The organism is Rhizobium sp. A22-96 (assembly GCF_053521805.1).
The window spans coordinates 1005915-1026740 of record NZ_JBNWDQ010000003.1; the positions used below are offsets into that span (position 1 = coordinate 1005915).

Consider the following 20826-nt stretch of genomic DNA (forward strand, 5'->3'; position numbering starts at 1 on the left):
TCAGGGGCTGAATGTAACCCTTCCACTTGGGCGAGGCGGACGACTAGGTCTGCGATTCCGCCGGCACGGAAGTCGTCACTTCATCCTCCGGAATATCGTCGAAGGAAGCGTAGTTGAGGTTGTAGAGCTTCGAATAGAGTTTGCCGTTGGCCATGAGCTGGTTGTGATTGCCACTCTCGATCAGCTGTCCGTTCTGCAGGACGATGATGCGGTCGGCCTCGCGGATTGTGGCAAGGCGATGGGCGATCACGAGACCCGTGCGGCCTTCGAGCAGCTTGACCAGCGCCTTCTGGATCAGCATTTCGGTATAGCTGTCGATATTCGCCGTAGCCTCGTCCAGCACCAGGATCTTGGCGTCCGCTACGAGGGCACGCGCAAAACTGACAAGCTGGCGCTGGCCAAGCGAAAGACCGCCGCCGCGTTCGCCGAGAATGGTCTCGTACCCATCAGGCAACCGCTCTATGAACTCATGCGCACCGACTGCCTTTGCAGCCTCGATGGCCTCCTCGCGCGTCGCTTCCGCCTTGTTGTAGCGAATGTTCTCCAACACCGTACCGGTGAAGAGGTAGGGTTCCTGCAGCACCATGGCGACCTGGCGGCCAAGCGAATCCTGGGTGAGGGAGCGAACATCGTGACCGCCGACCAGCACCTCGCCCTGCTGCACATCGTAGAACCGATGGATGAGCGCCATGGAGCTGGACTTGCCCGAGCCCGTGGGGCCGATCAGCGCCACGGTCTCACCCGGATTGACCTTGAAACTGACATTCTTCAGCACCGGATGGTTGGGATTGTAGCCGAAGACGACGTCGCGGAACTCTACCGAGCCGTCCATATCGGGCGAAAGCTCCTTGGCGTCGGGCGCATCCTTGATGTCTATCGGCACATCGAGCACTTCGGTCAAGCGCTGGCCCGAAGCCATGGCGCGCTGCATGACGGAATATTGCATGGTGAGCGAGCGGATCGGGTCGAAGAAGCGCTGAATGTAGAACAGGAAGGCGACCATGATGCCGACATCGAGCTTGTGGTTCAGAACCATCGAACCGCCGACGATGATCACGATCGCCATGGCCATTCCGGTCAGCGTATCGACGATCGGCACCATGATCTGGGCATAGCGCGCTGCGGTCAGATGCGCTTCGAGATTGGTATGCGCCTTGTCGTCGAAAAGCGAGAAATTGACCCCTTGCCGGTGCATGCCCTGCACGGCACGCACGCCATGGATCGCTTCGGCCAACGCGCCGTTGGTAATCGAATTCGTCTCATGCGCGTTCATGAAGGCGACGCGCGCCTTCGGCAGCCAGAACAGCCGAACGATGAAGAGGATCGGCATGACGGACAGCGTCAGCAGGCCCAGCCGGAAATCAAGCGACAGCATGACGATGACGATGCCGAAGAGCAGAGCAATGTCGCCGACGGAAAGTACTGAAGTTTCAAGGAATTCCTGCATGGAGTTAACGTCGCCTTGAAGGCGCGACATCAAGCGTCCAACTTCCGTCTTGTCCATGAACGAGAGCGAGACGCGTTGCAGATGGGCGAACATCGCGCGGCGTATGTCGAACAGCACCTCTTCCGCGACCTCGCCGACATAGGTCTCCTGGACATAGCTTGCGCCGTAGTTGACGAGAATCGCGACTGCGAAAATCCCCAGCGACAACCAGAGCGCCGAGTAATCGATCGCTCCCGGCGCCATCGCATTGTCGATCGCGTGGCGAATGACCAACGGTATGACGATCTGCGACGCCGTGAACAGCAACACGGCGACCACCGAAATATAGATCTGGCGGCGATAGGGGCTAACGAAGGACCAGATACGACCGATGATCTTTGTATCGAAGACCTTGCCGAAAATTTCTTCCTCGACACGATGCGAACCGACCACGGCACGGGGAGGGCGACGTCCATCTTCGCGCACGTCGTTGCGCTCGGTTTCGATAGTTTCCGACATTGTCAGACCTCCCTTTTCGCTCTTTCGAGCTTGCCGCCGGATGTCTTGACGACATCGTCCTCAGGGCGAACCTGCAGATCGTAAAGCGCCTTGTACCGGCCACCCGCGGCCAAAAGCTGCTCATGGGTTCCGCGCTCGACGATCTTGCCATCCTCGATGAACAGGATCTGGTCGGCATGCATCAGTGAACTCAGTCGGTGAGCGACGATCAGCGTCACCCGGTCGCGGGCAAAGCGCTTCATGGCGCTGCGGATACGCTGTTCGGTTGCGGCGTCGATGGCGGCGGTGGAATCGTCGAAAACCATCACTGCCGGTTTCAGCATCAGAGTCCGTGCAATGGTCAGACGCTGGCGCTGGCCGCCGGACAACGACACGCCGCGCTCGCCGACGACGGTGGTGTAGCCTGCCGGCAGGCCAAGAATGTAGTTGTGCAGCTGCGCCGACTCGGCGGCACGCTCGATCCGGCCTTCTTTCGCCCAGGGGTCGCCATAGGCGATGTTGTTCTCGATGCTCGTCGTGAACAGGAAGGAATCCTGCTGCACGACGGCAACATTCTGCCTAAGGGATTGCAACGTCGCCTTACCGATATCCTGGTCGTCGATGGTGATACGGCCGGAGGTGACGTCATAAAAGCGCGGAATGAGATGGGCGATGGTGGATTTGCCGCTGCCAGGTGGTCCGACAATGCCGATCGTCTCGCCGCGTTTCGCCTCGAAACAGATATCCTTCAGCACCGGGCGCTTGTCCGGACCGGGATAGCTGAAGCCGACATTTTCGAAGCGCAACACGCCCTCGGTTACCGCCAATGGCTTTGCGTCCGGAGCATCCTTGATCGGGATATCGAGATCGAGCAGCGCAAATAGGCGCGAGCCGCAGGTTGAAGCACGGGCGAAGGCATTGACCATCAGCCCGAGCTGGCGCACCGGCATCTGCAGGATAGTCATGAAAGTGAGGAATGAGGCGAGGGTGCCGACGCTGATTTCACCGGCGATCACCTTGAGGCCACCCACCCAGAGCACCAGGCCCATGGCGATGAAGAAGGAAAGGTTCATCGCGCTGGTATTGATGACGCGGATGCCGACACGCTTGTGGGCGAGGGTGAGCGCACTGTGTGAGGCGCGGTCGAATTTCGCAATTTCGTGCAGCTGCGCCGCGAAAGCGCGGACGACACGAATGCCGCCGAGATTTTCTTCCATCACGCGCGTCAACACGGAAAGGCGTTCCTGCAGGTCGAGCCAGGTCGCACGCAACCTCAATTGCGTGACGGAGGAGCGCCAGGCCACGAAAGGCACGAAACTCAACGCGAGAAATCCGAGGACAACATCGGTCGACAGCAAGAGGTAGGCGCCGACACCGATGAGCACGCTGAGCAGCAGCATGCGCACCAGTGCGGTGGAGAAGTACATGCGCACCCCTTCCAGATCGAGCAGCCCGACGGTGATGAGGTCACCGGAATGCACCTTGTCGTGGAAGCTGAAGGAGAGCTGCTGGATCTTCTCATAACAGGCGAGCCTGAGTTCGTAGCCCATATGGTGGCCGACGGACTCGCTGTAATAGTTCTGCACCATCGTGAAAAGGCCGCGCAGAATGCTGATGACGAGCAGCAGCAGGGCGGTCGTCAGCAGCGCATTCTCGGCAATATGCCCGGCCGCTCCGCCTGCAACCGCCGTCTGCGTTTGGTCGACCGCACGGCCAAGCAGGCGCGGAATCATCAACTGCAACGTTGCAGCTACAAAAGTTGCCCCAATGGCGAAGCTTGTCTGCCAGGGATGGCGCAGCGTCATATGGGTGATCCGCACGATGGTAGAGAGACCTTGTCCCCAACCGGTCGCATTGACATGCGCACGCGAAGCCAAGGACTTCGCGGCGCTTCTTGATGAATCGCTGCTCACGCTTTTATCCAGGTGTTTTCAAATGAGGCGGGCCCGGAGTCGGGTTCGTATCTCAGGGGAAGTATTGATAGGATGAATTTTGCCGATTCCGTGGCGAGGTTCAAGAGTCAATTGGTCACAAGTCCCACGCGAACGTTAGATTGCGTGTTCGAAAAATTATCGATGAGATGTCGGCATCGAAATCGGCGGGACGTCCTTGGAGCACTAAGCCTGAAACAAGGAGGACATTATGCGCAAGGTCATAGCAGCAACATTCATCAGCCTCGACGGCGTCATGCAGGCACCCGGCGGCCCGCAAGAGGATCCGACCGGTGGTTTCCAGCATGGCGGCTGGGTATTTCCCCATGCCGATGAAGCGACAGGCAAGATCCTTTTCGAAATCTTCGAAAAGCCGTTCGATCTTCTGCTCGGACGCAAGACCTATGATATTTTCGCGGCCCATTGGCCGCATATCGGCGACGACGATCCTATCGCCAGGCAGTTCAACTCGGTCACCAAATATGTCGCCACGCGCAGAAGCGGTGCGCTGACGTGGAACAACAGCCGGTCGCTCGGCAGCGATGTCGTGGCGGCGATCAAGGCGTTGAAAGCAGGTGAGGGACCGGATCTCCTCATCCAGGGCAGTGGTGATCTCATTCAGACCCTGCTGCGCCACGGGTTGATCGACGAATTCAGCCTGATGATCTTTCCGCTCGTGCTTGGCGGCGGCAAGAAGCTGTTTGCCGATGGCGCCGTCCCGGCCGCGATGAAGCTGCTGCGCACGCAGTCGTCTCCGACGGGTGTCATCTTTGCGACCTATCAGCCTGATGGTCCGGTCAAGACGGGCTCCTTCGCTTTGCCCGATCCGTCGGACGAGGAAATCGAGCGTCGCAACCAGCTACAATGATTGATGGCGGGGGGAGCTTGAAGAGCTGTCTCCGATAGAGACTAGGCTTCATGCTCCCGGTCATCTTGAAGTTCACGCAGGGATTTCAGGATCTCGCGAAGTCCTTTTGTGAGGTGCTTGTCACGGCGTAGCACGATGCCGAGCTGCCGGACGAGCCGCGGCTTGAGCGGCGAAGTGACGAGCCGGTCCGACTCCTCACGCCGCAGCGCCATGTCAGGAAGGACAGACCACCCAAGACCCGCAGCGACCAGCTCCTTGATGGCCTCGACGCTTCCGAACTCCATGGCCGGCTCTGGGCGAACTCCGGAAGCCTCGAACCATTCGTTGGTGGCGCGACGCGTGTTTCCGCCTTCATAAAGCAGGAGTGTCTTCTCCTTCATGAATTCCACATCCGGTCCGCCATCCGGCATCACGCTTCCCTTTGGCGCCACGGCCAGAAGCTCGTCCTCATGAAATGGCTCGACCTCGAGGGAACGGCCGGAGGCGGGCAGGGCTACCACAGCCAGATCCAGGGCATTGGCTTCGAGATCACGGAGAATCTCGTCGATATTGCCAACGCGGACGATGATTTCGAGATCGGGCATGCGCTTCTTTGCCATGGCGATGGCGCGTGGCAGCAGATGGATTGACGCGGTGCCACCACTGCCGATCCGCACACGGCCACTCGAGCCCTCGCGAAAAGGCATCATCGCCTCTTCCGCCAGGGAACAGGCTTCGATGATGCGACGCGCTTGGGGAATGAGCTCAAGTCCCGCCGGCGACGGCTGTGCCCGCCGTCCCACGCGTTCGATCAGTCTCACACCGAGACGTTGCTCCAGAAGCTTCACCTGCAGGCTGACGGCCGGTTGCGTGAGTCCGGCCTTGTCGGCAGCGGCCGTGAAGCTGCCGAAATCGACGACATTGAGGAAGGCGCCAAGCTGATCCAGATTAAGCAACAAAAGAATTCCTTATGGATTGTATAATTACCATAAGCTTCTTTCATTGCGTTCACCAGTGCATCCTGAAGCCACGTTGATGTGAGCTTAAGGAGCATGAAGATGACGATCGATGTCGACAGGCCGCTACTGGCGGCAACGGGTGAGGGCAAGGATCGGCACAAGCCCGGATTTCTGCTGACGGCATTGGTCAGATTTCTTGCCTATCTCGAAAAGCGCGGAACAAGATGGGACCTGCGCGAGCTGACCGACGATCAGCTTCGCGATATTGGCGTGACAGCAGCCGAGGCGCGGGCAGAGGTCAGCAAGTCATGGTTTTGGGACTAGGATGCAGAACGATGCCCGAGCCCCACTCGTCAGCGTCAATAGCTGCCGTCATCATGTACGACACCGACGATATCTCCACTCCGGGATACGCTAACGAGCAGATTATCGTCGCCCCGCGTCGCCTGAACAAGATAGCGAACACCGACATCTCTAACGTCTCGCACTCGATAGCCGCGGCGCTCAAGAAGACGTATCACATCATCCGGACCGAAATTGTTGCGGCGTTCTCCCGACATGTTGGGCGCGTCGTGATGGCGATTCCAGGCGTGAAGAAAGTCGGACTCCACTTCATCCTGAGCGCCATCATCGCCCGGCGATTGGTTCTGGTGAAGGACGACCTGTGCAGTTGCCGGAATGACAAGGCCGGCCGAAATGATGATTGATAGACCCAAAGCGATGACGACAGGCTTCATTGGCATATCCTTTGTCTATTGATGGCCGATATGTGGGATCAACACCTCGATGAAGCGCTTTCGCTTGATCATGCGTACTTGTTCCTGGCCTTGTTCTTGAAAGCAGGGCAGTCGGCCTGGTTGAATTCCAGGCCCGTCGCTCCTGTCAGAATTTGTAGCTTGCGCCGAAGACTATCTTTTGCTGATCGCCGCTGAAGTCTCCGATGCGCGAACCAAAATCCTTCTTGCCGAAATCGGAGTAGCGATATTCGCCGCGCAACAGGATATTGTCGGTCAAGGCGTGCTCGACGCCGCCGCCGGCCGTCCAGCCAATCAGGATATCATCCTTCTTTCCAATTGCCGGAGCATCGACCTTGCCGCCGGCTGCTGCGAGACCCGCCGTCGTGAAGAACAGTGTTCGATCCAAGGCATAGCCGACACGGGCACGGCCCGATGCATCCCACTGAAGATTGGCTTCCTTGTCTTTGTTGAAGCTGTAGTTGAAATCGTTCTCGATGCCGTAGACGATATTTCCGCTCTGAAAATTATAGCCCGCATGCGCCCCGAACGAGCCGCCGTCGAGGTTCTGTTCTGTTCCGAGATATTTTGCCTTGTTCCAGGAATATCCACCCTGGACGCCGAGATAGAAGCCGGACCAATCATAGGCCGATTGTTGGGGCTGGGGAGCCGGTTGCTCGAAAGCCATATCCGCGGCCATGGCGGGCATGGTCGAGGAGAGGGCCAGGCCGACCATGGCGAATATTCTGATATGCATTAGGGAGATGCCTCATCTTCGTGCTGCAAAAGAGACGGCGTTTGCGAAACGCAAAGGCCCGACTCGTGACGGTTCACTATGTGTCGAGGCCTTGTTGCAGAGTGTCTTTTCACATTGCGTTATGTTGCGGAGAGAGGATGCAGAGGCCGGGAAGAGGCTTTTATCGACAGGGCGATCGGACGGCGGGTGAGGTGGGCTTTGCCCCCGTCAATAAACAGGGCTGGGGACTATTCTCGGATAGTCCATTTTTCATGGCATCGTTCTTGTTTCCGCCATAGATTTGCCCGATCCATCTCGCTCGAAAGCTGGCCGCGAATTCACCTCGGCCGCTTGCTGCTCCGTCAAGAACATCAATAATAGAGACTGCAAAAATCCATGGGCAACATCACTTCTTCGCTCCTTGCCGCGACCATCTCGGCCGTGTCGCTTCTCGGTGCCGTTTCGGCGGCAGAGGCCGGGCAGGCGAGCTATCTCGTGGACGCGCATAGCGGCCAGGTGCTGGAGGCGTCTAATGAGAACGAGCTGAACTATCCGGCCTCGCTCACCAAGATGATGACGCTCTATCTTGCTTTCGAAGCGCTGCATGACGGCCGCCTGAAATGGGATCAGAAGCTGACCATGTCGGAAAATGCTGAGGGCAAGGAGCCTTTCAAGCTCGCCGTCGGCGTCGGCCGCAAGGTAACTGTACGCGAGGCGGTTGAAGGCATCGTCGTTCTCTCCGCCAATGACGCGGCTGTTGCGATCGGCGAGCAGCTCAGCGGCAATGAGGACAGCTTCGGCAAGGTAATGACCGCAAAGGCGCATCAGCTCGGCATGAGCAACACCGTCTTCAAGAATGCGTCCGGCCTGCCAGACCCGGAACAGGTAACCACCGCACACGACATGGCGACGCTCGGCGTCGCGCTGATGCGCGACTTTCCGGAGGAGTTCAAGCTTTTTTCGATGCGTGGGATCAAGTTCCGCGGCATGAAGCTGCGCGGCCATAACAATCTGATGTACCGCTATGCTGGCGCCGACGGTATCAAGACCGGCTACACCGATGCCTCCGGCTACAATCTCGTCACCTCCGCGACCAAGAACGGCCGCCGCGTCGTCGGCGTCGTCATGGGCGAAAAGACCGCGCAGATTCGCGACGACAAGATGGCTGGTCTCATCGACACCTATGTGCCGGCAGCGGCAATCGCCACGGGATCCTCAGGTATCGCCAAACAGAGCACCACCAATTGATCGCTGCGTTTGACGCGCATCTGGATCGATCTCGGCCGTGAACTGAAACCACGCTGTTGGGGTGGGAAGCCGCGGCATGGGCGAGGGCGATACGAACCCGTCTCGGCTTGTCTAGGCGGCCGGGAACCCCGATAGTCGAGATCAACATCGTTGAACAAGGTGTCATGATGCCGATGCCACGCCGCACTCTGCTTCAATTGGCCGCTTTGGCTGGCGGACTCTCTGTGTTCTCTCGAGCCGCCGAAGCAAAGACGACGGCGCGTAGCGCCGGATTCTGGTATCCAGAAGAGACCGATCCGCACGAACGCACTTTCATGCAGTGGCCCAACAATCGGAAGGTCTATGACGATCCTGACTTCCTGTTCGATCTGCAGGGCACGATCGCCAGGATTGCCAATGCGATCGTCGATTTCGAGCCCGTGGTGATGATGGCTTCTGCTGAACATCACAAGGCGATCCGAAAGCGCATCTCGTCCAAGGTCGAACTCTGGGATATCCCGACAGACGATCTATGGTGCCGGGACTCCGGGCCATCCTTTGTCGTTGACGGCAAGGGCGGCATTGCGGTGACGCAGTTTAATTTCAACGGCTGGGGCAACAAGCAGCTTCACGGCAATGATGGACGGATTGCAGCGCGCGTTGCCGACCGGCTGGGCCTTCAGGTTTTTGACGCCGGCCTGGTCGGCGAGGCTGGAGGGGTGGAAACTGACGGCCACGGCACGTTGATCGCGCACGAAAGCACCTTCATCAACCCCAACCGCAACAAGGGCTCCAAGGCCGAGATTGAGGCGATGCTGCTGGAAACCATGGGCGCGAGGAAGATGATCTGGGCGCCGGGCATAAAGGGTGCCGACATCACGGATTACCACATCGACGCTCTGGCTCGATTTGTGAAACCGGGCGTCGTCGTGATCCAGATGGGCGACGAACCAGATCCAAAGGATCCATGGTCTGTCTCTGCCTTTGAGACACATGACATTCTGGCCAAGGCGACTGACGCAGAAGGCCGCAAGCTCAATCTGGTCATTCTGCCTGAACCTTCCGATATCCGCACCGAGGCCGACGATTTCGTCTCGTCCTATGTCAACTACTACGTTTGCAACGGCGCCGTGATCGCCGCCCAATTCGGCGACAGGCAAGCCGATCAAAAAGCGAAGGCGACGCTGGCCGATCTTTATCCGGGCCGTGATATCGTCATGCTCGATATCGACAATGTTGGCCAGGTCGGCGGCGGCATTCATTGCGCGACGCATGAGCAACCGAAAGTCTGATCCTGTATCTACAGATCAGGATGCGGGGAGTGTGAGATCTCGATTTTTGAGGGGCAGAGGTACTTCAACTTAACTCTGCCCAGTCCGCAAACAAAGATCAGATAAGATAGATTATGGAACTAAATTTGATATCCGTTTTGATGGAAAAAGCATAATATGTGAATTATTCCAGCTACTTGGCTGGATCCCTCGAACACACCTCTTGCCTCATCAACTCGCCTTGATACGGATTACCTTTGCGGCGATCTTCTCGGCCAGCAGCGTCGGATTGCAGGCGAAAATGCTGTCTGGCCGCCCGGCTGCGCACCAGACTTGATCGTAGGCCAAAAGGCTTTCATCGATGAAAACAGGCAGTTCGACGAGATGGCCGATCGGGCCGACGCCGCCAATGGCAAAGCCGGTCTCGTCGCGGACCCGGTCGATATCGGCGCGCTTGAGCCGAATCCCGTAAGTTGCTGCTATATGTGCTGTATCGGCATTGTGTGCGCCGGAGACGAGAAGCAGCGTCAGCTGATGTGTATCGGCATTGACGAAGACCAGCGACTTGACGATCTGGCCGACGGCGCATCCGGCCGCCTTGGCGGCTTCTTCCGCCGTTCGCGTCGATTGCTCCATGCGCTTGATCGAGATATCGAGACCGAGATTGCGCGCGGCAAGCTCGACGCGTTCCAGGCTGGAAAGCTTCCTGCTGTCTTCGCTCATAGATCGTCATCCTCCACGTCTAGCTCGATCTGCATCTGATCATAGGCCGGCTCGACATGATCGGGCGTTTCCGCGAGCACGGTTTCATAATCAAGCGGCGTATGCATATGGGTCAAGATAGCACGCTTCGGCCGCAGCCGTTCGATCCAGGCTAGCGATTGCTCCAGCGAAAGATGGCTCGGATGGAAGCGGTACTGGAGGGCGTCGATGATCAAGACATCCAGATCCTGGACTCTTTCCACAGATTCCGCCGGGAAGTCACTGATATCACTGCAATAAGCGAGATTGCCGATACGGAAGCCGAGCGAATGGATATCGCCGTGGATCTGCTTGTGCGGCCAGAAGCGGATAGGGCCACCTGCCCCTTCGACCGTGAAGCTCTTCTCCAGAGTTTCAATCAGCACCGGCCGGACGATCGGCGGATAGCTGCTGCCGGGCGGCGTTTCCAGGCAATAGCGGAAGCCTTCACGAATACGGTCCATGGTCGGCGGATCGGCATAGATCGGGATGCGCTCATGGGCATTATGGAAGAAACCGCGAAGATCGTCGATGCCGTGAATATGGTCGGCATGGGCGTGGGTATAAAGTACGGCATCGACGGAACTGACGCCGGCATGGATCATCTGCTCGCGAAAATCCGGGCCTGTATCGATAACGACGGTCGTAATACCGCCATCCGGCGCGATCTGCTCGATCAGGAAGGCCGCACGCGTGCGGCGGTTTTTTGCGTTTTTCGGATCGCAGGCACCCCAGTCGCCGGTGATGCGCGGCACACCCGGCGACGAGGAACAGCCCAATATGGTGAAGCGCCGCCGGTATGTCACGCCGTCAGACCCTTGTCATCTTCGAGAAGCAGCGGAAGGCATTCGCCGTGGTGATCTCGGCAATCTCTTCCATGCTGACGCCGATCGTCTCCGCCAGCACTTCTGCTGTGTTGACGACATAGGAAGGCTCATTGCGCTTGCCGCGCCAGCGCTTCGGCGCCAGATACGGCGCATCGGTCTCGACGAGCAGCCGGTCATGCGGGATCGTCTTGGCGATGTCGCGCAACTCTTCCGACTTCGGGAAGGTCAGGATGCCGGAAAAGGAGATATAGCCGCCAAGCTCGACACCCGTCTGGGCAAGGGCAGGGCCGGCCGAGAAGCAATGGAGAATGAAGGGGAAAGCCCCCTTCCCGGTTTCCTCGGTCAGGATCGCGGCCATGTCCTCGTCGGCGCTGCGGCTGTGAATGACCAGCGGCAACTTCGTTTCACGGGCCGCCGCGATGTGGCGCAGGAAGCCGGTCTTCTGGTCTTCCGGCTTCACCGTATCGTAGAAATAATCGAGCCCCGCCTCACCGATCGCGACGATCTTCGCATGCTGGTTTGCCAGCCGCACGAGATCTTCCGTCTGGATATCAAGCTCCTGATCGGCACTGTTCGGATGCGTTCCCACAGAGCAGAAAACCGACGGATAACGCTCGGTGAGCGCGATCAACCCGTCAAGCTTTCGAACCCTGGTCGAGATCGTGACCATCTGCTTGACGCCCATTTCGTGAGCGCGCGCGACGATCGCGTCACGCTCTTCCTCGAAGTCGGCAAAATCCAGGTGGCAATGCGTATCGATCAGCATAGAAAACCTTATTCGACGGTCGGCGCGACATAGCGCGGGAAGACCGGCTTGGGGGCTTCCAGCGGCGTTCCGGCAACGAGACGGCCAGCCTCGCCGAGCGCTGCAAAGTCACGCTTGTCTGCGGGGATGGCGATGAGATCCAGCAGCTTCGCGGAGGATTCCGGCATGAAGGGCTGCAGCAGGATACCGATCTGGCGCACGACATCTGCCGTGACGTAAAGCACGGTCGCCATGCGGGCCGGATCGGTCTTCTTCAGCGCCCAGGGCTCCTGGCTTGCGAAATAGCGGTCCGTCTCCGAGACCACGGCGATAATCGACGCCAGCGCACGGTGGATGAGCTGCTTGCCCATATCCTCGCGGGTAGAAGCCAGCAGTGCGTCTGCCTGTGCGATCAGCGCTTTGTCTTCGTCCGTCAGAGGGCCGCATTCGGGGATCTGTCCCTCGCAGTTCTTGACGATCATCGACAGCGAGCGGCTGGCGAGGTTGCCGATGCCGTTGGCGAGATCGGAGTTGATACGTATGCCGATCGCTTCTTCGCTGTAGCTACCGTCCTGGCCGAAGGAAACTTCGCGCAGGAAGAAGTAGCGCACCTGGTCGAGACCGAAATGGTTCACGAGGTTGACCGGATCGACGACATTGCCGAGCGACTTCGACATCTTCTCGCCCTTGTTGAGCAGGAAGCCATGGGCATAGACGCGCTTCGGCAGCGGCAGCTTTGCCGACATCAGGAAGGCCGGCCAGTAGACGGCGTGGAAGCGGATAATGTCCTTGCCGATGATGTGTACGTCAGCCGGCCAGTATTTTGCTCGCGGATTGTTGCGGTCTTCGATGTAGCCGGTTGCGGTGATGTAGTTCGTGAGCGCGTCGACCCACACATACATGACATGCGACGGGTCGTTCGGCACCTTGATGCCCCAGTCGAAGGTCGTGCGCGAGATTGACAGGTCCTTGAGGCCGGATTTGACGAAGGAAATCACTTCGTTGCGGCGTTCGGCCGGTCCGATGAAATCAGGATTCTCTTCATAGAGCTTCAGCAGCCGGTCCTGGTATTCCGAGAGCTTGAAGAAGTAGCTCGCCTCCTCCACCCACTCGACCGGCGTGCCCTGAGGTCCGTAGCGCACGCCATCGGCGCGCAGCTCGGTCTCGTTTTCCTGGTAATAGGCTTCGTCGCGAACCGAATACCAGCCGGCATAGGAATCCTTGTAGATGTCGCCAGCGTCGGCCATCAGGTTCCAGATGTTCTGCGATGTCTCGTGGTGCCGCGACTGGGTCGTGCGGATGAAATCATCGTTGGACGCGTTCAGCAGCTTGCCCATGGCCTGGAATTCATCGGAATTGCGGTTGGCGAGTTCCTGCGGCGTCAGGCCCTCGGCCCGCGCCGTCTGCTGCATCTTCTGGCCATGTTCGTCCGTACCCGTCAGGAAGAAGACGTCGAGGCCATCTAGGCGCTGGAATCGCGCCATGGCGTCGGTTGCAATCAGCTCATAGGCGTGGCCGATATGCGGCTTGCCGTTGGGATAGGCGATGGCTGTGGTGATGTAGAACGGGGTCTTTTCGGTCATGTCAGGCAGGGATCCGCTTTTACGGTTGCGTCTCTGTTATTCTTGGCTCCGCTCGCTTTAGCGCATGTTTGCCGGGAGCGAAACACCAAGTTTCGTGCTCGCAGCATTCGGGCGGCCTCGCGCGGGCCTTGCTTGACAGGGTGCTGCCTCGGCTTTACCCCTTCGAAGAACCAGAGCGCAGGACAGAGATCGCCGTGAATTTCATAGATTTTCCAATGAGCCTGGCCAACGGCTTCAGGGAGCCGTGGTTTTGAGTTTGATCGCTTCCTATCAGCCGCTCTATTCCTTTTCCGGCTTTTTCGTTGGCATGCTGGTCGGCATTACCGGCGTTGGCGGCGGATCGCTGATGACGCCGTTGCTGGTCTTGTTCTTCGGCGTGCATCCGGCAACAGCCGTTGGTACCGATCTGCTCTATGCGGCAATTACCAAAACCGCTGGAACCGCGGTTCACGGCATGCATGGACGCGTCAATTGGAAGGTCGTTGGCTTCCTGGCTTCAGGCAGCGTACCGGCGGCCCTGGCCATGCTTTGGATCATGGCGGGCGTCAATCGCGAGAGCCCGGCGGTCGCTCATACCATCACCCTGTCCCTCGGCTGTCTTCTGTTGTTGACGGCGGTCATGCTGATCTTCCGCGGCCAGATACTGGACTCCATACGCAAATGGCGAGGCGAGCGCGGCAAGCTGACCCCGCGTACGATCGCATTGCTGACCATCATTCTTGGCCTTGTGCTCGGCATTCTGGTCACCATGACCTCGGTCGGCGCCGGCGCGCTCGGCGTCACAGTGCTGCTGGTGCTCTATCCGCAGCTCGACGTCCGCGAGATCGTCGGCTCGGACATCGTTCATGCGGTACCGCTCACCTTGATCGGCGGCATGGGATATTGGTTCATCGGCGAGATCAACTGGACGATGCTGTTCGCACTGCTTGTGGGATCGATCCCCGGCATCGTTGCCGGTAGCCTGCTCGCTCCGCGCCTGCACGAGCGCTCCGTGCGCATCATTCTCGCCGTCACGCTGACGGTGGTCGCCTGGAAGCTTATTTTTCCCTGAAGTAGCTCCAAGCAAAGCGAGAAATTACCAGGAGAGAAGCGATGAGCGATTGGCAACCCTATCTGCGAACCGCATTTCCGCAGCCGACTGATGAAGACAGAACTCGGCTTGAGCATTTCGCAGGCGCGGCCCTCCCCGACGCCTACTGGCGCATGGTAGGTTCACATCAGGGAGAGGTCCTGGATACCGAGCTTGAGCTGGAGGGCGAGGGCGCGATCAATTTCGGCGTCTTGTTGTTGGCCTTGTCTCCTCTTGCCGTTGAAAGGCAAAGCGCATCCTATTGCGTGGAATACTGCTTCGAAGGCATGCAAGACCGCTATCCGGCAGGCCTATTCCCATTTGCCGATGATACGGGCGGAAACTACTGGGCTTTCGATTTTCGTACCAATTCAACCGATCCGGCCGTTGTCTTCATCGACCATGAAATGGTCGGAGATGCAGGTGTCACCGCAGCATCGGAGAGCTTTGCAGCCTTTATGGCAAGCGCGGGAGCCCCGGGCTTCTAGATCCAAGGGTCTATGCCGAAAGCTGCTGCTTGAGCTCACCGAGGACTGTCATGAGTGTCTGCTTGCGATCGAGATTGTAGGCTTGCGAGATATTGAGCCGTTCGGTGGTCTCGGAGTGGAGACGGGCCAGTCTTTCCGCCATGCCGAGATACCCGCCAAACGCAGCGGCTCTCGCACGTTCGGCGATATCGTCACCGATATGGGATATGAAGAAGCCGAAGATCGTGTCGCTGTCCTTGCTGGAAAGCGCGTCGGCAAGGCGATGCATCGCCTTGCGTGAGGCGGGGCCTTCAGCGGAAAGGACCTGCCGATAGGCTTCGATGATCTCGCCGCCGCCGTAGTTCAGAAGCTTCAGCGCCTCGCTGACACTGCCTTTGGCGGCCGAGAGCAGTTCACTCCCCTGCCCGGCCGGCACGCCGAGATTTTCGAGCGCCGAACGCAAGGCCTCGTCTCCGAGCGCCGCAAGCTTCAACGGCAGGCAGCGCGAGCGTATGGTCGGTAGCAGCCGGCCAGGCGCATGCGACAGCACGAGGAACAAGGCACGCTTCGGCGGCTCCTCGAGGATCTTCAGGATAGCGTTTGCGGCGTTGCGGTTGAGATCGTCGGCCGGGTCGATGATGACGATCCGCCAGTTGCCGGTGCCCGAGGTTTGCGAAAAGAACTTTCCGGCGCGCCGGACTTCGTCCACCGTGATAGCCGATTTCACCTTGCCGGTCTTGTCGTCCACGGGACGGCTCAGATGCAGCAGATTATGGGATGCGCCACCGGATATCTGCCGGCTTATGGCGGAGGACGGATCGGGATCCCCGATCGTCTCGGGTGCGGATGCCGGGTCGGGATGGGACAGAACGTGATTGGCAAACCGGAAAGCGAGCGTCGCCTTGCCGATCCCCTCGGGTCCCTCGATCAGCACGGCGTGATGGCCTTTGCCGGAGCGATAGGATTGCGCCAGGAAGGCTTCCGCCTCCTCATGGCCGAAGAGCCTGGGATTATCCTGTGGAGCGATCGCGCCATCGAGAACGCCGGGCCGATCCTCGCTCATTGCGCCGCTTCCGATCTGGCCGCAGCGATAGTCGCGGCAGGGCCAAGGCGCCTGTCGACGATCCCGGCGATGTCTGCGGCGATCTCGTCTTCCGAGCGCTGGGCGTCGATGACATGGCAGCGCTCCGGCTCGCGTGCGGCGATATCGAGAAAAGCCTCACGGCGTTTCTCATGGGTCTGCATCTCTTCCTTCTCGAAGCGGTCGGGAGCGACGACGGCGGAGGCCCGCTTGCGCGCGCGCTCAAGCCCGATCTCGGCGGGAATGTCGAGGATCAGCGTGCAGTCGGGCACGACGCCATTCACGGCAACTCTTTGCAAGGCCTCGATGTAGTCGGCCTCGAGATTGCCGGTCACGCCCTGATAGACGCGTGAGGAATCCATGAACCTGTCGCAAAGGACGATGGTGCCGCGTCCCAGCGCCGGGCGAATGACTTCCTCGACATGGTCGTTGCGGGCAGCGGCGAAGAGAATCGCTTCCATGCGCGTGCCGAAGATCTCGGCAGCTCCGGACAGCAGCACATGGCGGACAGCTTCGGCGCCGGGAGATCCGCCTGGCTCGCGCGTCACAAGCACGTCATGACCACGTTCACGCAATCGCTCGGCTAACCGGCGGATCTGGGTTGATTTGCCAGCCCCTTCGCCGCCTTCGAAGCTTACGAATAATCCGTTTGCATCAGCCAATGATCATGTCCTGCACTTTTCGCCTGCCTGTCGCTTGGCATGTGATACGTCTCTTGTTTAACCCAAGACATGCCCGCGTGGAACCGTGCATGTGTCGGCGTCAGGCATTCTATATGGGGTGTGAACAGGGATTTCGCGAGCCGCGCAATCCGTCAGGCCGGCAGAGGCCTGTCCCATAGCCAAGAGAATAGCAAGGATTCGGTCAATTCCATGAAAGCATCGAAGGCGCGTCGGCTGAGCGTGCCCTGAGCGATTGATTCTTTTGTATAAAGCGGCAATTCGCGCACCAGCCGCGCGCCCAGAAACACGCGAAGCGTTCCGGCATCATAATCCGCGGCGACGGGTGCCGTCAGCGGCCAGCGATAGACGATTCGCGCCGACAGGCGATCGGGCGTATCCACTGGAACGTAGACATCGACGGGCATCTTTGCCAGCAAGCCTACCGTCGACTGAGCGCCGCCATAGACGCTGGCATCGCCGATGACTTCTCCGCCGGCGAAAATACGTTGGCTCTTGAAATTGCTGAGCCCCCATTCGAGCACGCGGCGGGTTTCCTCCGTGCGCTCCTTGTCGCTCTTAAGACCACCAAGCGCCAGGAACAGCCGGCGGCCGTCACGTTCCACCGATGCGACGATCGAAAAGCCCTCTCCGTCGGTAAAGCCCAGCCCAAGACCGTCGACGCCAACGTTGAGCAGCAGCAATGGGTTCTTGTTGCGCTGGTAGATCTTGTTCCAAGTGAAATCCGGCTGGCCGAAATATTTGTAGAGATCTTGATGTTTCTGCTGCAAATCCTGCGCAAGCGTCACCAGTTCCCGCATCGAGACTTTGCCGCCGCCGCTGGGGTCGTTGGCATCCGGCAAGCCGGTGGAATTGGTGAAGGTGGCGCGCGGCATGCCGATCTCGCGTGCCCTCGCCGTCATGCGCCGGGCAAATTCGCGCTCGCTCACCGAAATACCCTCGGCCAGCACGATGCAGCTGTCGTTGGCCTGCTGCACGGCGACGCCCTGAATAAGGTCTCCGACGCGTACGCGGGATTTCAATGCGGCAAACATAGTCGATGCGCGCGAGGGAGCGCCGCCGGTCCGCCAGGCATTTTCCGAGACTGGATATTCGGTATCGAGCGAAATCTCCCCTCGCCCGATGGCATCGAAGATGACGTCCAGCGTCATCAGTTTCGCAAGCGACGCCGGCGAGATCGGCTGATCCTCGGCTTTTGCAAGGAGAATTGTGCCTGTCGAGGCCTCGATCATGAATGCCTGTGCGGCTTTCGTATCGAAGGCGCCTGGGGTAGCCGGCTGCGCCAAGGCCGCCGCATTGCCGATACCGAGGAGCAAAAGGAACAAAAGAATCAAGCGCTTTGGCATACCGTCCCCTCAATCCAATCACCCGCCCCCATTATTTTAGAGACAGGTAAAGATTCAGGCAATGATGCTGATCAATCAGCCTGCGTGGTGCCCTGATGCTGGCGACGATAGGCCGAGAGGATCGACTCCTGCGTCAGGCCGTCATTGCGGACCATGACGGCATCGAATGCCAGGTCGACATAGACAGTCTTGACCGGCGCATTCTGGTAGGCGGCGACCGCCGAGCCCAACGACTGGTCGTCAAGGCTTGCCATGCGAGGCGTGAAATCAGGCCGCTCGCGCGGGATCGGTCCGATCTGCGGCAGAACGATCATGACGGGCTGAGCAGATTCAACTGATGGCATGGCACCGCCGTTCCACGTCATCGGAGGCAGATTGTTGCTGCGCTTGTCGTTATTGTAAGCCGGCTTGGGCGCATCGGCGAAAGCCGTGGTCGCATATGGCGATTGACGCGGAATGGGAGCGATCGCCGGTGTAGCATCAAAGCTGCGCACTTCACGGCTGGCGCGTGTTGGTGTTGGCGTATACGAATCCGGTAGCTGATCGGCGGTCATCCGGCCGGCCGAGGCCACCATCACGCCGGTTGCGATCTGGCCACCAGGATTGATGCTCGGCAGGCGCGAACCCTTCGGAATGTAGGATGCCATGAGATAGGGCTCGTCGTGGCCGTCCATGCGGGCGCGGCCGACATATTGCACGCGCACATCGCCGGTGCCGCTGTGCTGGAGATCGAGCAACTGCGCCGTCTTGTTGGAAAGATCGATGATGCGGCCGGGATGATAAGGACCGCGATCGTTGACGCGAACGATGATGGAAGAGCCGGTCTCGACATTGGTAACACGCGCATAGCTCGGCAGCGGGAAAGTCGGGTGGGCAGCGGTCAGCGACTGTTGGTCATAGACTTCGCCATTTGCGGTCAGGCGGCCGTGGAACGCCGAGCCGTACCAGGAAGCGATGCCGACCTTGCTATAACCGAAATCTTCCTTGGGATAATACCACTTGCCCTTCACCTGATACGGGTTGCCGACCATGAAACGGCCGCCGCCCTTGGGAACGGGGCCGTTGGCGACAACCCGCGGGCTGGCCTTCACGCCATATTCCTTCTCGGAGAAGTATTCCTTGCCATGCTGGCGCGTCGAAGCAACCTTCTGGGTCGTTCCGCAGGCGGTGATGGTTGCGCACATCAGTGAGAGAGCAAACCAACGCATACCCGTTGCGCATGTCACCGCACGATTTTCGAATTTCATCTGTCCCACGCCGCTACTCATTACTTTGACGGAGGTCTGCAGAACCGGCACATCCCTCATTCCGGTACCCTGCTACGCCTCAATCACCTAACGGTACTTTAATCATGATTGGAGTTTGTCCATTTTGCGATGCAAATTGAGCGCACCGGGGAAATTCTGAAGATCATGGTTAATGAATAGCTAAAATGGCGTTCGCCTATCCGTGCTAGCGTTGGAGCCGGTCTCGTTGCAATGTCGATCGGCAAGCACATTTATCAAAAGTTCGCGAGTTGACATTTGAAAGCCGCCGTTGCTTTGTTACGCGACAAGCAATTTACGCGTTTGTATTTGGAGTGAAAATGAGCGATTCAGCCGACAGAGTAATCGTCTACAAGTACAACGTGACACCTCAGCACAAAATATATCATGCGGACGGGATGTATGGAGGAAATAACACTCAAAATAAACTTGTTGTATCTTTTTATGCCGAGAAGCCGCCTTCGCCAGAAGTTGCAAAATTAGAACTTAAAGGAGGAGTTCCACAGGGACCGGAGGAATTTACTTTTGGTGACGCTGTGGAAAGAGATATCGACGTAAGTATTTCTATGGATTTGAACGTTGCAATTGCTTTTTACGTCTGGATGGAAGAAAAAGTACGAAACATGACCGAGGCTGCAGGTATGCCAAAGGAAGAGTTGACGAAAATGCTGGAGGGCGCTCGCGGTGGCCATATCGCTCTCTAATCCAGCATCAAGCGAGCAATCGCTATTTGGTATAACCAAAATTTTTCTTGGATCTACAACCAATGCGAAGCTTGTCAGAGCGTCTTCTTCTGGCAGCGGGTTTATGCTGGATGCTAGAATTAATATACCTACAAATGTTGGTATATCCGTTGGGTACGTTAAGAAATTCAATTGGACTGCGAGTCCGACAAAAACAATAAGAGAATATACGATGCGACATGAGGATGAACGCAGCGCCGAGATTTCAAAGTTCGGATGTTTTGTTTTGGGATTGGTAATACTTTCGGCCATGCTTTTTGTGGTAGGCTTCACACAGGCTTCGTTCAGGGGCCGAAGCAGCTTTGGCTTTTTGATTCCTCTCTCGTTTGCAGTCTTATATATCAGCAGCCGCCTGGCTTCCTCTGCCAAGGTCATCAAATCTTGACTAAGCCATTCGATGCACAAACGATGTTCCGAGAAATTTCTAAAATGGGCGGCGGCGCAGCGTCGATGTTCTTAGCAACGGCTTCGGTATACAGCGGAGAGTGGGCGAGCAAAATGAGGCCGCCTTTCGACTGGTGGACAAGCCTTTTGATCACCGTCAGCGCTTACGTGGGCTATTTTTTTATTGCATACCTTGCAGGTCGGGCCGTGTTCTTTCCGCATAAGGAGGTGGAGCTCCCCCAAAAAGCTCAGAGACGTCCAGCAAA

Annotated in this window: 21 protein-coding genes; 9 read left to right on the forward strand and 12 right to left on the reverse strand. The window is 58.3% G+C overall.

The genetic code is table 11. The features are described from left to right. Positions 1-43: 43 nt before the first annotated feature. On the reverse strand, positions 44-1945 hold the full coding sequence (locus ACQZ6F_RS17725) for an ABC transporter ATP-binding protein (protein ID WP_077471121.1): 1902 nt from the start codon (positions 1943-1945) through the stop codon (positions 44-46). Positions 1946-1947: 2 nt separating this feature from the next. Then, the gene (locus tag ACQZ6F_RS17730; protein ID WP_449093219.1) at positions 1948-3837 is read right to left on the reverse strand and encodes an ABC transporter ATP-binding protein; all 1890 of its coding nucleotides are present in this window, start codon (positions 3835-3837) and stop codon (positions 1948-1950) included. 229 nt (positions 3838-4066) lie between these two features. Here ACQZ6F_RS17730 and ACQZ6F_RS17735 point away from each other — a divergent pair, with 229 nt between their 5' ends. Then, positions 4067-4723 (forward strand): dihydrofolate reductase family protein, encoded by a 657-nt coding sequence (locus ACQZ6F_RS17735; protein WP_449093218.1) that lies wholly within the window; start codon positions 4067-4069, stop codon positions 4721-4723. A gap of 41 nt (positions 4724-4764) precedes the next feature. Here ACQZ6F_RS17735 and ACQZ6F_RS17740 read toward each other — a convergent pair whose 3' ends face one another. Beyond that, positions 4765-5661 carry a LysR family transcriptional regulator gene (locus ACQZ6F_RS17740; RefSeq protein ID WP_449093217.1) on the reverse strand — a complete coding sequence of 299 codons (897 nt, stop codon included), beginning with the start codon at positions 5659-5661 and terminating at the stop codon, positions 4765-4767. A 99-nt stretch (positions 5662-5760) separates the two neighbouring features. Here ACQZ6F_RS17740 and ACQZ6F_RS17745 point away from each other — a divergent pair, with 99 nt between their 5' ends. Both ACQZ6F_RS17745 and ACQZ6F_RS17750 read left to right on the forward strand, forming a co-directional pair. Next, a complete protein-coding gene (locus ACQZ6F_RS17745; RefSeq protein ID WP_077471178.1) occupies positions 5761-5985 on the forward strand; it encodes a DUF1127 domain-containing protein in 225 nt (74 codons plus the stop codon). A gap of 11 nt (positions 5986-5996) precedes the next feature. Then, the gene (locus tag ACQZ6F_RS17750) at positions 5997-6368 is read left to right on the forward strand and encodes a hypothetical protein (protein ID WP_449093216.1); all 372 of its coding nucleotides are present in this window, start codon (positions 5997-5999) and stop codon (positions 6366-6368) included. 175 nt (positions 6369-6543) lie between these two features. On the opposite strand, the gene ACQZ6F_RS17755 is transcribed toward ACQZ6F_RS17750, so the two are convergent. Further along, positions 6544-7152 (reverse strand): outer membrane protein, encoded by a 609-nt coding sequence (locus tag ACQZ6F_RS17755; protein ID WP_449093215.1) that lies wholly within the window; start codon positions 7150-7152, stop codon positions 6544-6546. A 375-nt stretch (positions 7153-7527) separates the two neighbouring features. On the opposite strand from ACQZ6F_RS17755, the gene ACQZ6F_RS17760 reads away from it, so the two are divergent. Both ACQZ6F_RS17760 and ACQZ6F_RS17765 read left to right on the forward strand, forming a co-directional pair. Beyond that, entirely contained in the window at positions 7528-8379 is an 852-nt protein-coding gene (locus ACQZ6F_RS17760; protein ID WP_449093214.1) for a D-alanyl-D-alanine carboxypeptidase family protein, read from the forward strand. A gap of 173 nt (positions 8380-8552) precedes the next feature. Next, positions 8553-9650 (forward strand): agmatine deiminase family protein, encoded by a 1098-nt coding sequence (locus tag ACQZ6F_RS17765; RefSeq protein WP_449096335.1) that lies wholly within the window; start codon positions 8553-8555, stop codon positions 9648-9650. Positions 9651-9860: 210 nt separating this feature from the next. Here ACQZ6F_RS17765 and ACQZ6F_RS17770 read toward each other — a convergent pair whose 3' ends face one another. From ACQZ6F_RS17770 to metG, 4 genes are read right to left on the reverse strand one after another with little or no spacing between them, the layout of a single operon-like run. After that, positions 9861-10352: a YbaK/EbsC family protein gene (locus ACQZ6F_RS17770; protein WP_068386666.1), complete on the reverse strand. Its 492-nt coding sequence runs from the start codon at positions 10350-10352 to the stop codon at positions 9861-9863. Then, a complete protein-coding gene (locus ACQZ6F_RS17775) occupies positions 10349-11176 on the reverse strand; it encodes an MBL fold metallo-hydrolase (protein ID WP_449093212.1) in 828 nt (275 codons plus the stop codon). The genes ACQZ6F_RS17770 and ACQZ6F_RS17775 overlap by 4 nt, the downstream gene beginning before the upstream one ends. 4 nt (positions 11177-11180) lie before the next feature. After that, positions 11181-11963 carry a TatD family hydrolase gene (locus tag ACQZ6F_RS17780; RefSeq protein ID WP_449093211.1) on the reverse strand — a complete coding sequence of 261 codons (783 nt, stop codon included), beginning with the start codon at positions 11961-11963 and terminating at the stop codon, positions 11181-11183. 8 nt (positions 11964-11971) lie between these two features. Continuing rightward, positions 11972-13525, reverse strand: a complete 1554-nt coding sequence (gene metG / locus ACQZ6F_RS17785; protein ID WP_449093210.1) for a methionine--tRNA ligase — start codon at positions 13523-13525, stop codon at positions 11972-11974. A 250-nt stretch (positions 13526-13775) separates the two neighbouring features. Between metG and ACQZ6F_RS17790 the strand changes: the two genes are divergently transcribed. After that, positions 13776-14576, forward strand: coding sequence for a sulfite exporter TauE/SafE family protein (locus tag ACQZ6F_RS17790; protein WP_077471112.1), 801 nt, complete (start codon positions 13776-13778; stop codon positions 14574-14576). A gap of 41 nt (positions 14577-14617) precedes the next feature. Next, complete coding sequence (locus tag ACQZ6F_RS17795; RefSeq protein ID WP_449093209.1) at positions 14618-15082, forward strand: SMI1/KNR4 family protein; 465 nt, start codon at positions 14618-14620, stop codon at positions 15080-15082. Positions 15083-15092: 10 nt separating this feature from the next. Here the strand turns inward: ACQZ6F_RS17795 and ACQZ6F_RS17800 are convergent, their stop codons facing one another. The 4 genes from ACQZ6F_RS17800 to ACQZ6F_RS17815 all read right to left on the reverse strand — a co-directional run bounded on the left by ACQZ6F_RS17800 (position 15093) and on the right by ACQZ6F_RS17815 (position 19415). Further along, the gene (locus ACQZ6F_RS17800) at positions 15093-16124 is read right to left on the reverse strand and encodes a DNA polymerase III subunit delta' (RefSeq protein ID WP_136687144.1); all 1032 of its coding nucleotides are present in this window, start codon (positions 16122-16124) and stop codon (positions 15093-15095) included. Then, positions 16121-16804 carry a dTMP kinase gene (tmk, locus tag ACQZ6F_RS17805; RefSeq protein WP_449093208.1) on the reverse strand — a complete coding sequence of 228 codons (684 nt, stop codon included), beginning with the start codon at positions 16802-16804 and terminating at the stop codon, positions 16121-16123. The genes ACQZ6F_RS17800 and tmk overlap by 4 nt, the downstream gene beginning before the upstream one ends. A gap of 152 nt (positions 16805-16956) precedes the next feature. Next, positions 16957-18168: a D-alanyl-D-alanine carboxypeptidase family protein gene (locus ACQZ6F_RS17810; RefSeq protein ID WP_449093207.1), complete on the reverse strand. Its 1212-nt coding sequence runs from the start codon at positions 18166-18168 to the stop codon at positions 16957-16959. 71 nt (positions 18169-18239) lie between these two features. Next, on the reverse strand, positions 18240-19415 hold the full coding sequence (locus ACQZ6F_RS17815) for a septal ring lytic transglycosylase RlpA family protein (RefSeq protein WP_449093206.1): 1176 nt from the start codon (positions 19413-19415) through the stop codon (positions 18240-18242). 338 nt (positions 19416-19753) lie between these two features. Between ACQZ6F_RS17815 and ACQZ6F_RS17820 the strand changes: the two genes are divergently transcribed. Next, positions 19754-20137 carry a hypothetical protein gene (locus ACQZ6F_RS17820; protein ID WP_449093205.1) on the forward strand — a complete coding sequence of 128 codons (384 nt, stop codon included), beginning with the start codon at positions 19754-19756 and terminating at the stop codon, positions 20135-20137. Beyond that, on the forward strand, positions 20118-20561 hold the full coding sequence (locus ACQZ6F_RS17825; RefSeq protein WP_449093204.1) for a hypothetical protein: 444 nt from the start codon (positions 20118-20120) through the stop codon (positions 20559-20561). The genes ACQZ6F_RS17820 and ACQZ6F_RS17825 overlap by 20 nt, the downstream gene beginning before the upstream one ends. Positions 20562-20826: the final 265 nt, after the last annotated feature.

Coding starts and splice junctions, on each gene's coding strand:
- ACQZ6F_RS17725 (WP_077471121.1), bottom strand. CDS start 1,945: ATGTCGGAAACTATCGAAACCGAGCGCAACGACGTGCGCGAAGATGGA.
- ACQZ6F_RS17735 (WP_449093218.1), top strand. CDS start 4,067: ATGCGCAAGGTCATAGCAGCAACATTCATCAGCCTCGACGGCGTCATG.
- ACQZ6F_RS17745 (WP_077471178.1), top strand. CDS start 5,761: ATGACGATCGATGTCGACAGGCCGCTACTGGCGGCAACGGGTGAGGGC.
- ACQZ6F_RS17750 (WP_449093216.1), top strand. CDS start 5,997: ATGCCCGAGCCCCACTCGTCAGCGTCAATAGCTGCCGTCATCATGTAC.
- ACQZ6F_RS17755 (WP_449093215.1), bottom strand. CDS start 7,152: ATGCATATCAGAATATTCGCCATGGTCGGCCTGGCCCTCTCCTCGACC.
- ACQZ6F_RS17760 (WP_449093214.1), top strand. CDS start 7,528: ATGGGCAACATCACTTCTTCGCTCCTTGCCGCGACCATCTCGGCCGTG.
- ACQZ6F_RS17765 (WP_449096335.1), top strand. CDS start 8,553: ATGCCACGCCGCACTCTGCTTCAATTGGCCGCTTTGGCTGGCGGACTC.
- ACQZ6F_RS17770 (WP_068386666.1), bottom strand. CDS start 10,352: ATGAGCGAAGACAGCAGGAAGCTTTCCAGCCTGGAACGCGTCGAGCTT.
- ACQZ6F_RS17780 (WP_449093211.1), bottom strand. CDS start 11,963: ATGCTGATCGATACGCATTGCCACCTGGATTTTGCCGACTTCGAGGAA.
- metG (WP_449093210.1), bottom strand. CDS start 13,525: ATGACCGAAAAGACCCCGTTCTACATCACCACAGCCATCGCCTATCCC.
- ACQZ6F_RS17795 (WP_449093209.1), top strand. CDS start 14,618: ATGAGCGATTGGCAACCCTATCTGCGAACCGCATTTCCGCAGCCGACT.
- ACQZ6F_RS17800 (WP_136687144.1), bottom strand. CDS start 16,124: ATGAGCGAGGATCGGCCCGGCGTTCTCGATGGCGCGATCGCTCCACAG.
- ACQZ6F_RS17810 (WP_449093207.1), bottom strand. CDS start 18,168: ATGCCAAAGCGCTTGATTCTTTTGTTCCTTTTGCTCCTCGGTATCGGC.
- ACQZ6F_RS17815 (WP_449093206.1), bottom strand. CDS start 19,415: ATGAAATTCGAAAATCGTGCGGTGACATGCGCAACGGGTATGCGTTGG.
- ACQZ6F_RS17820 (WP_449093205.1), top strand. CDS start 19,754: ATGAGCGATTCAGCCGACAGAGTAATCGTCTACAAGTACAACGTGACA.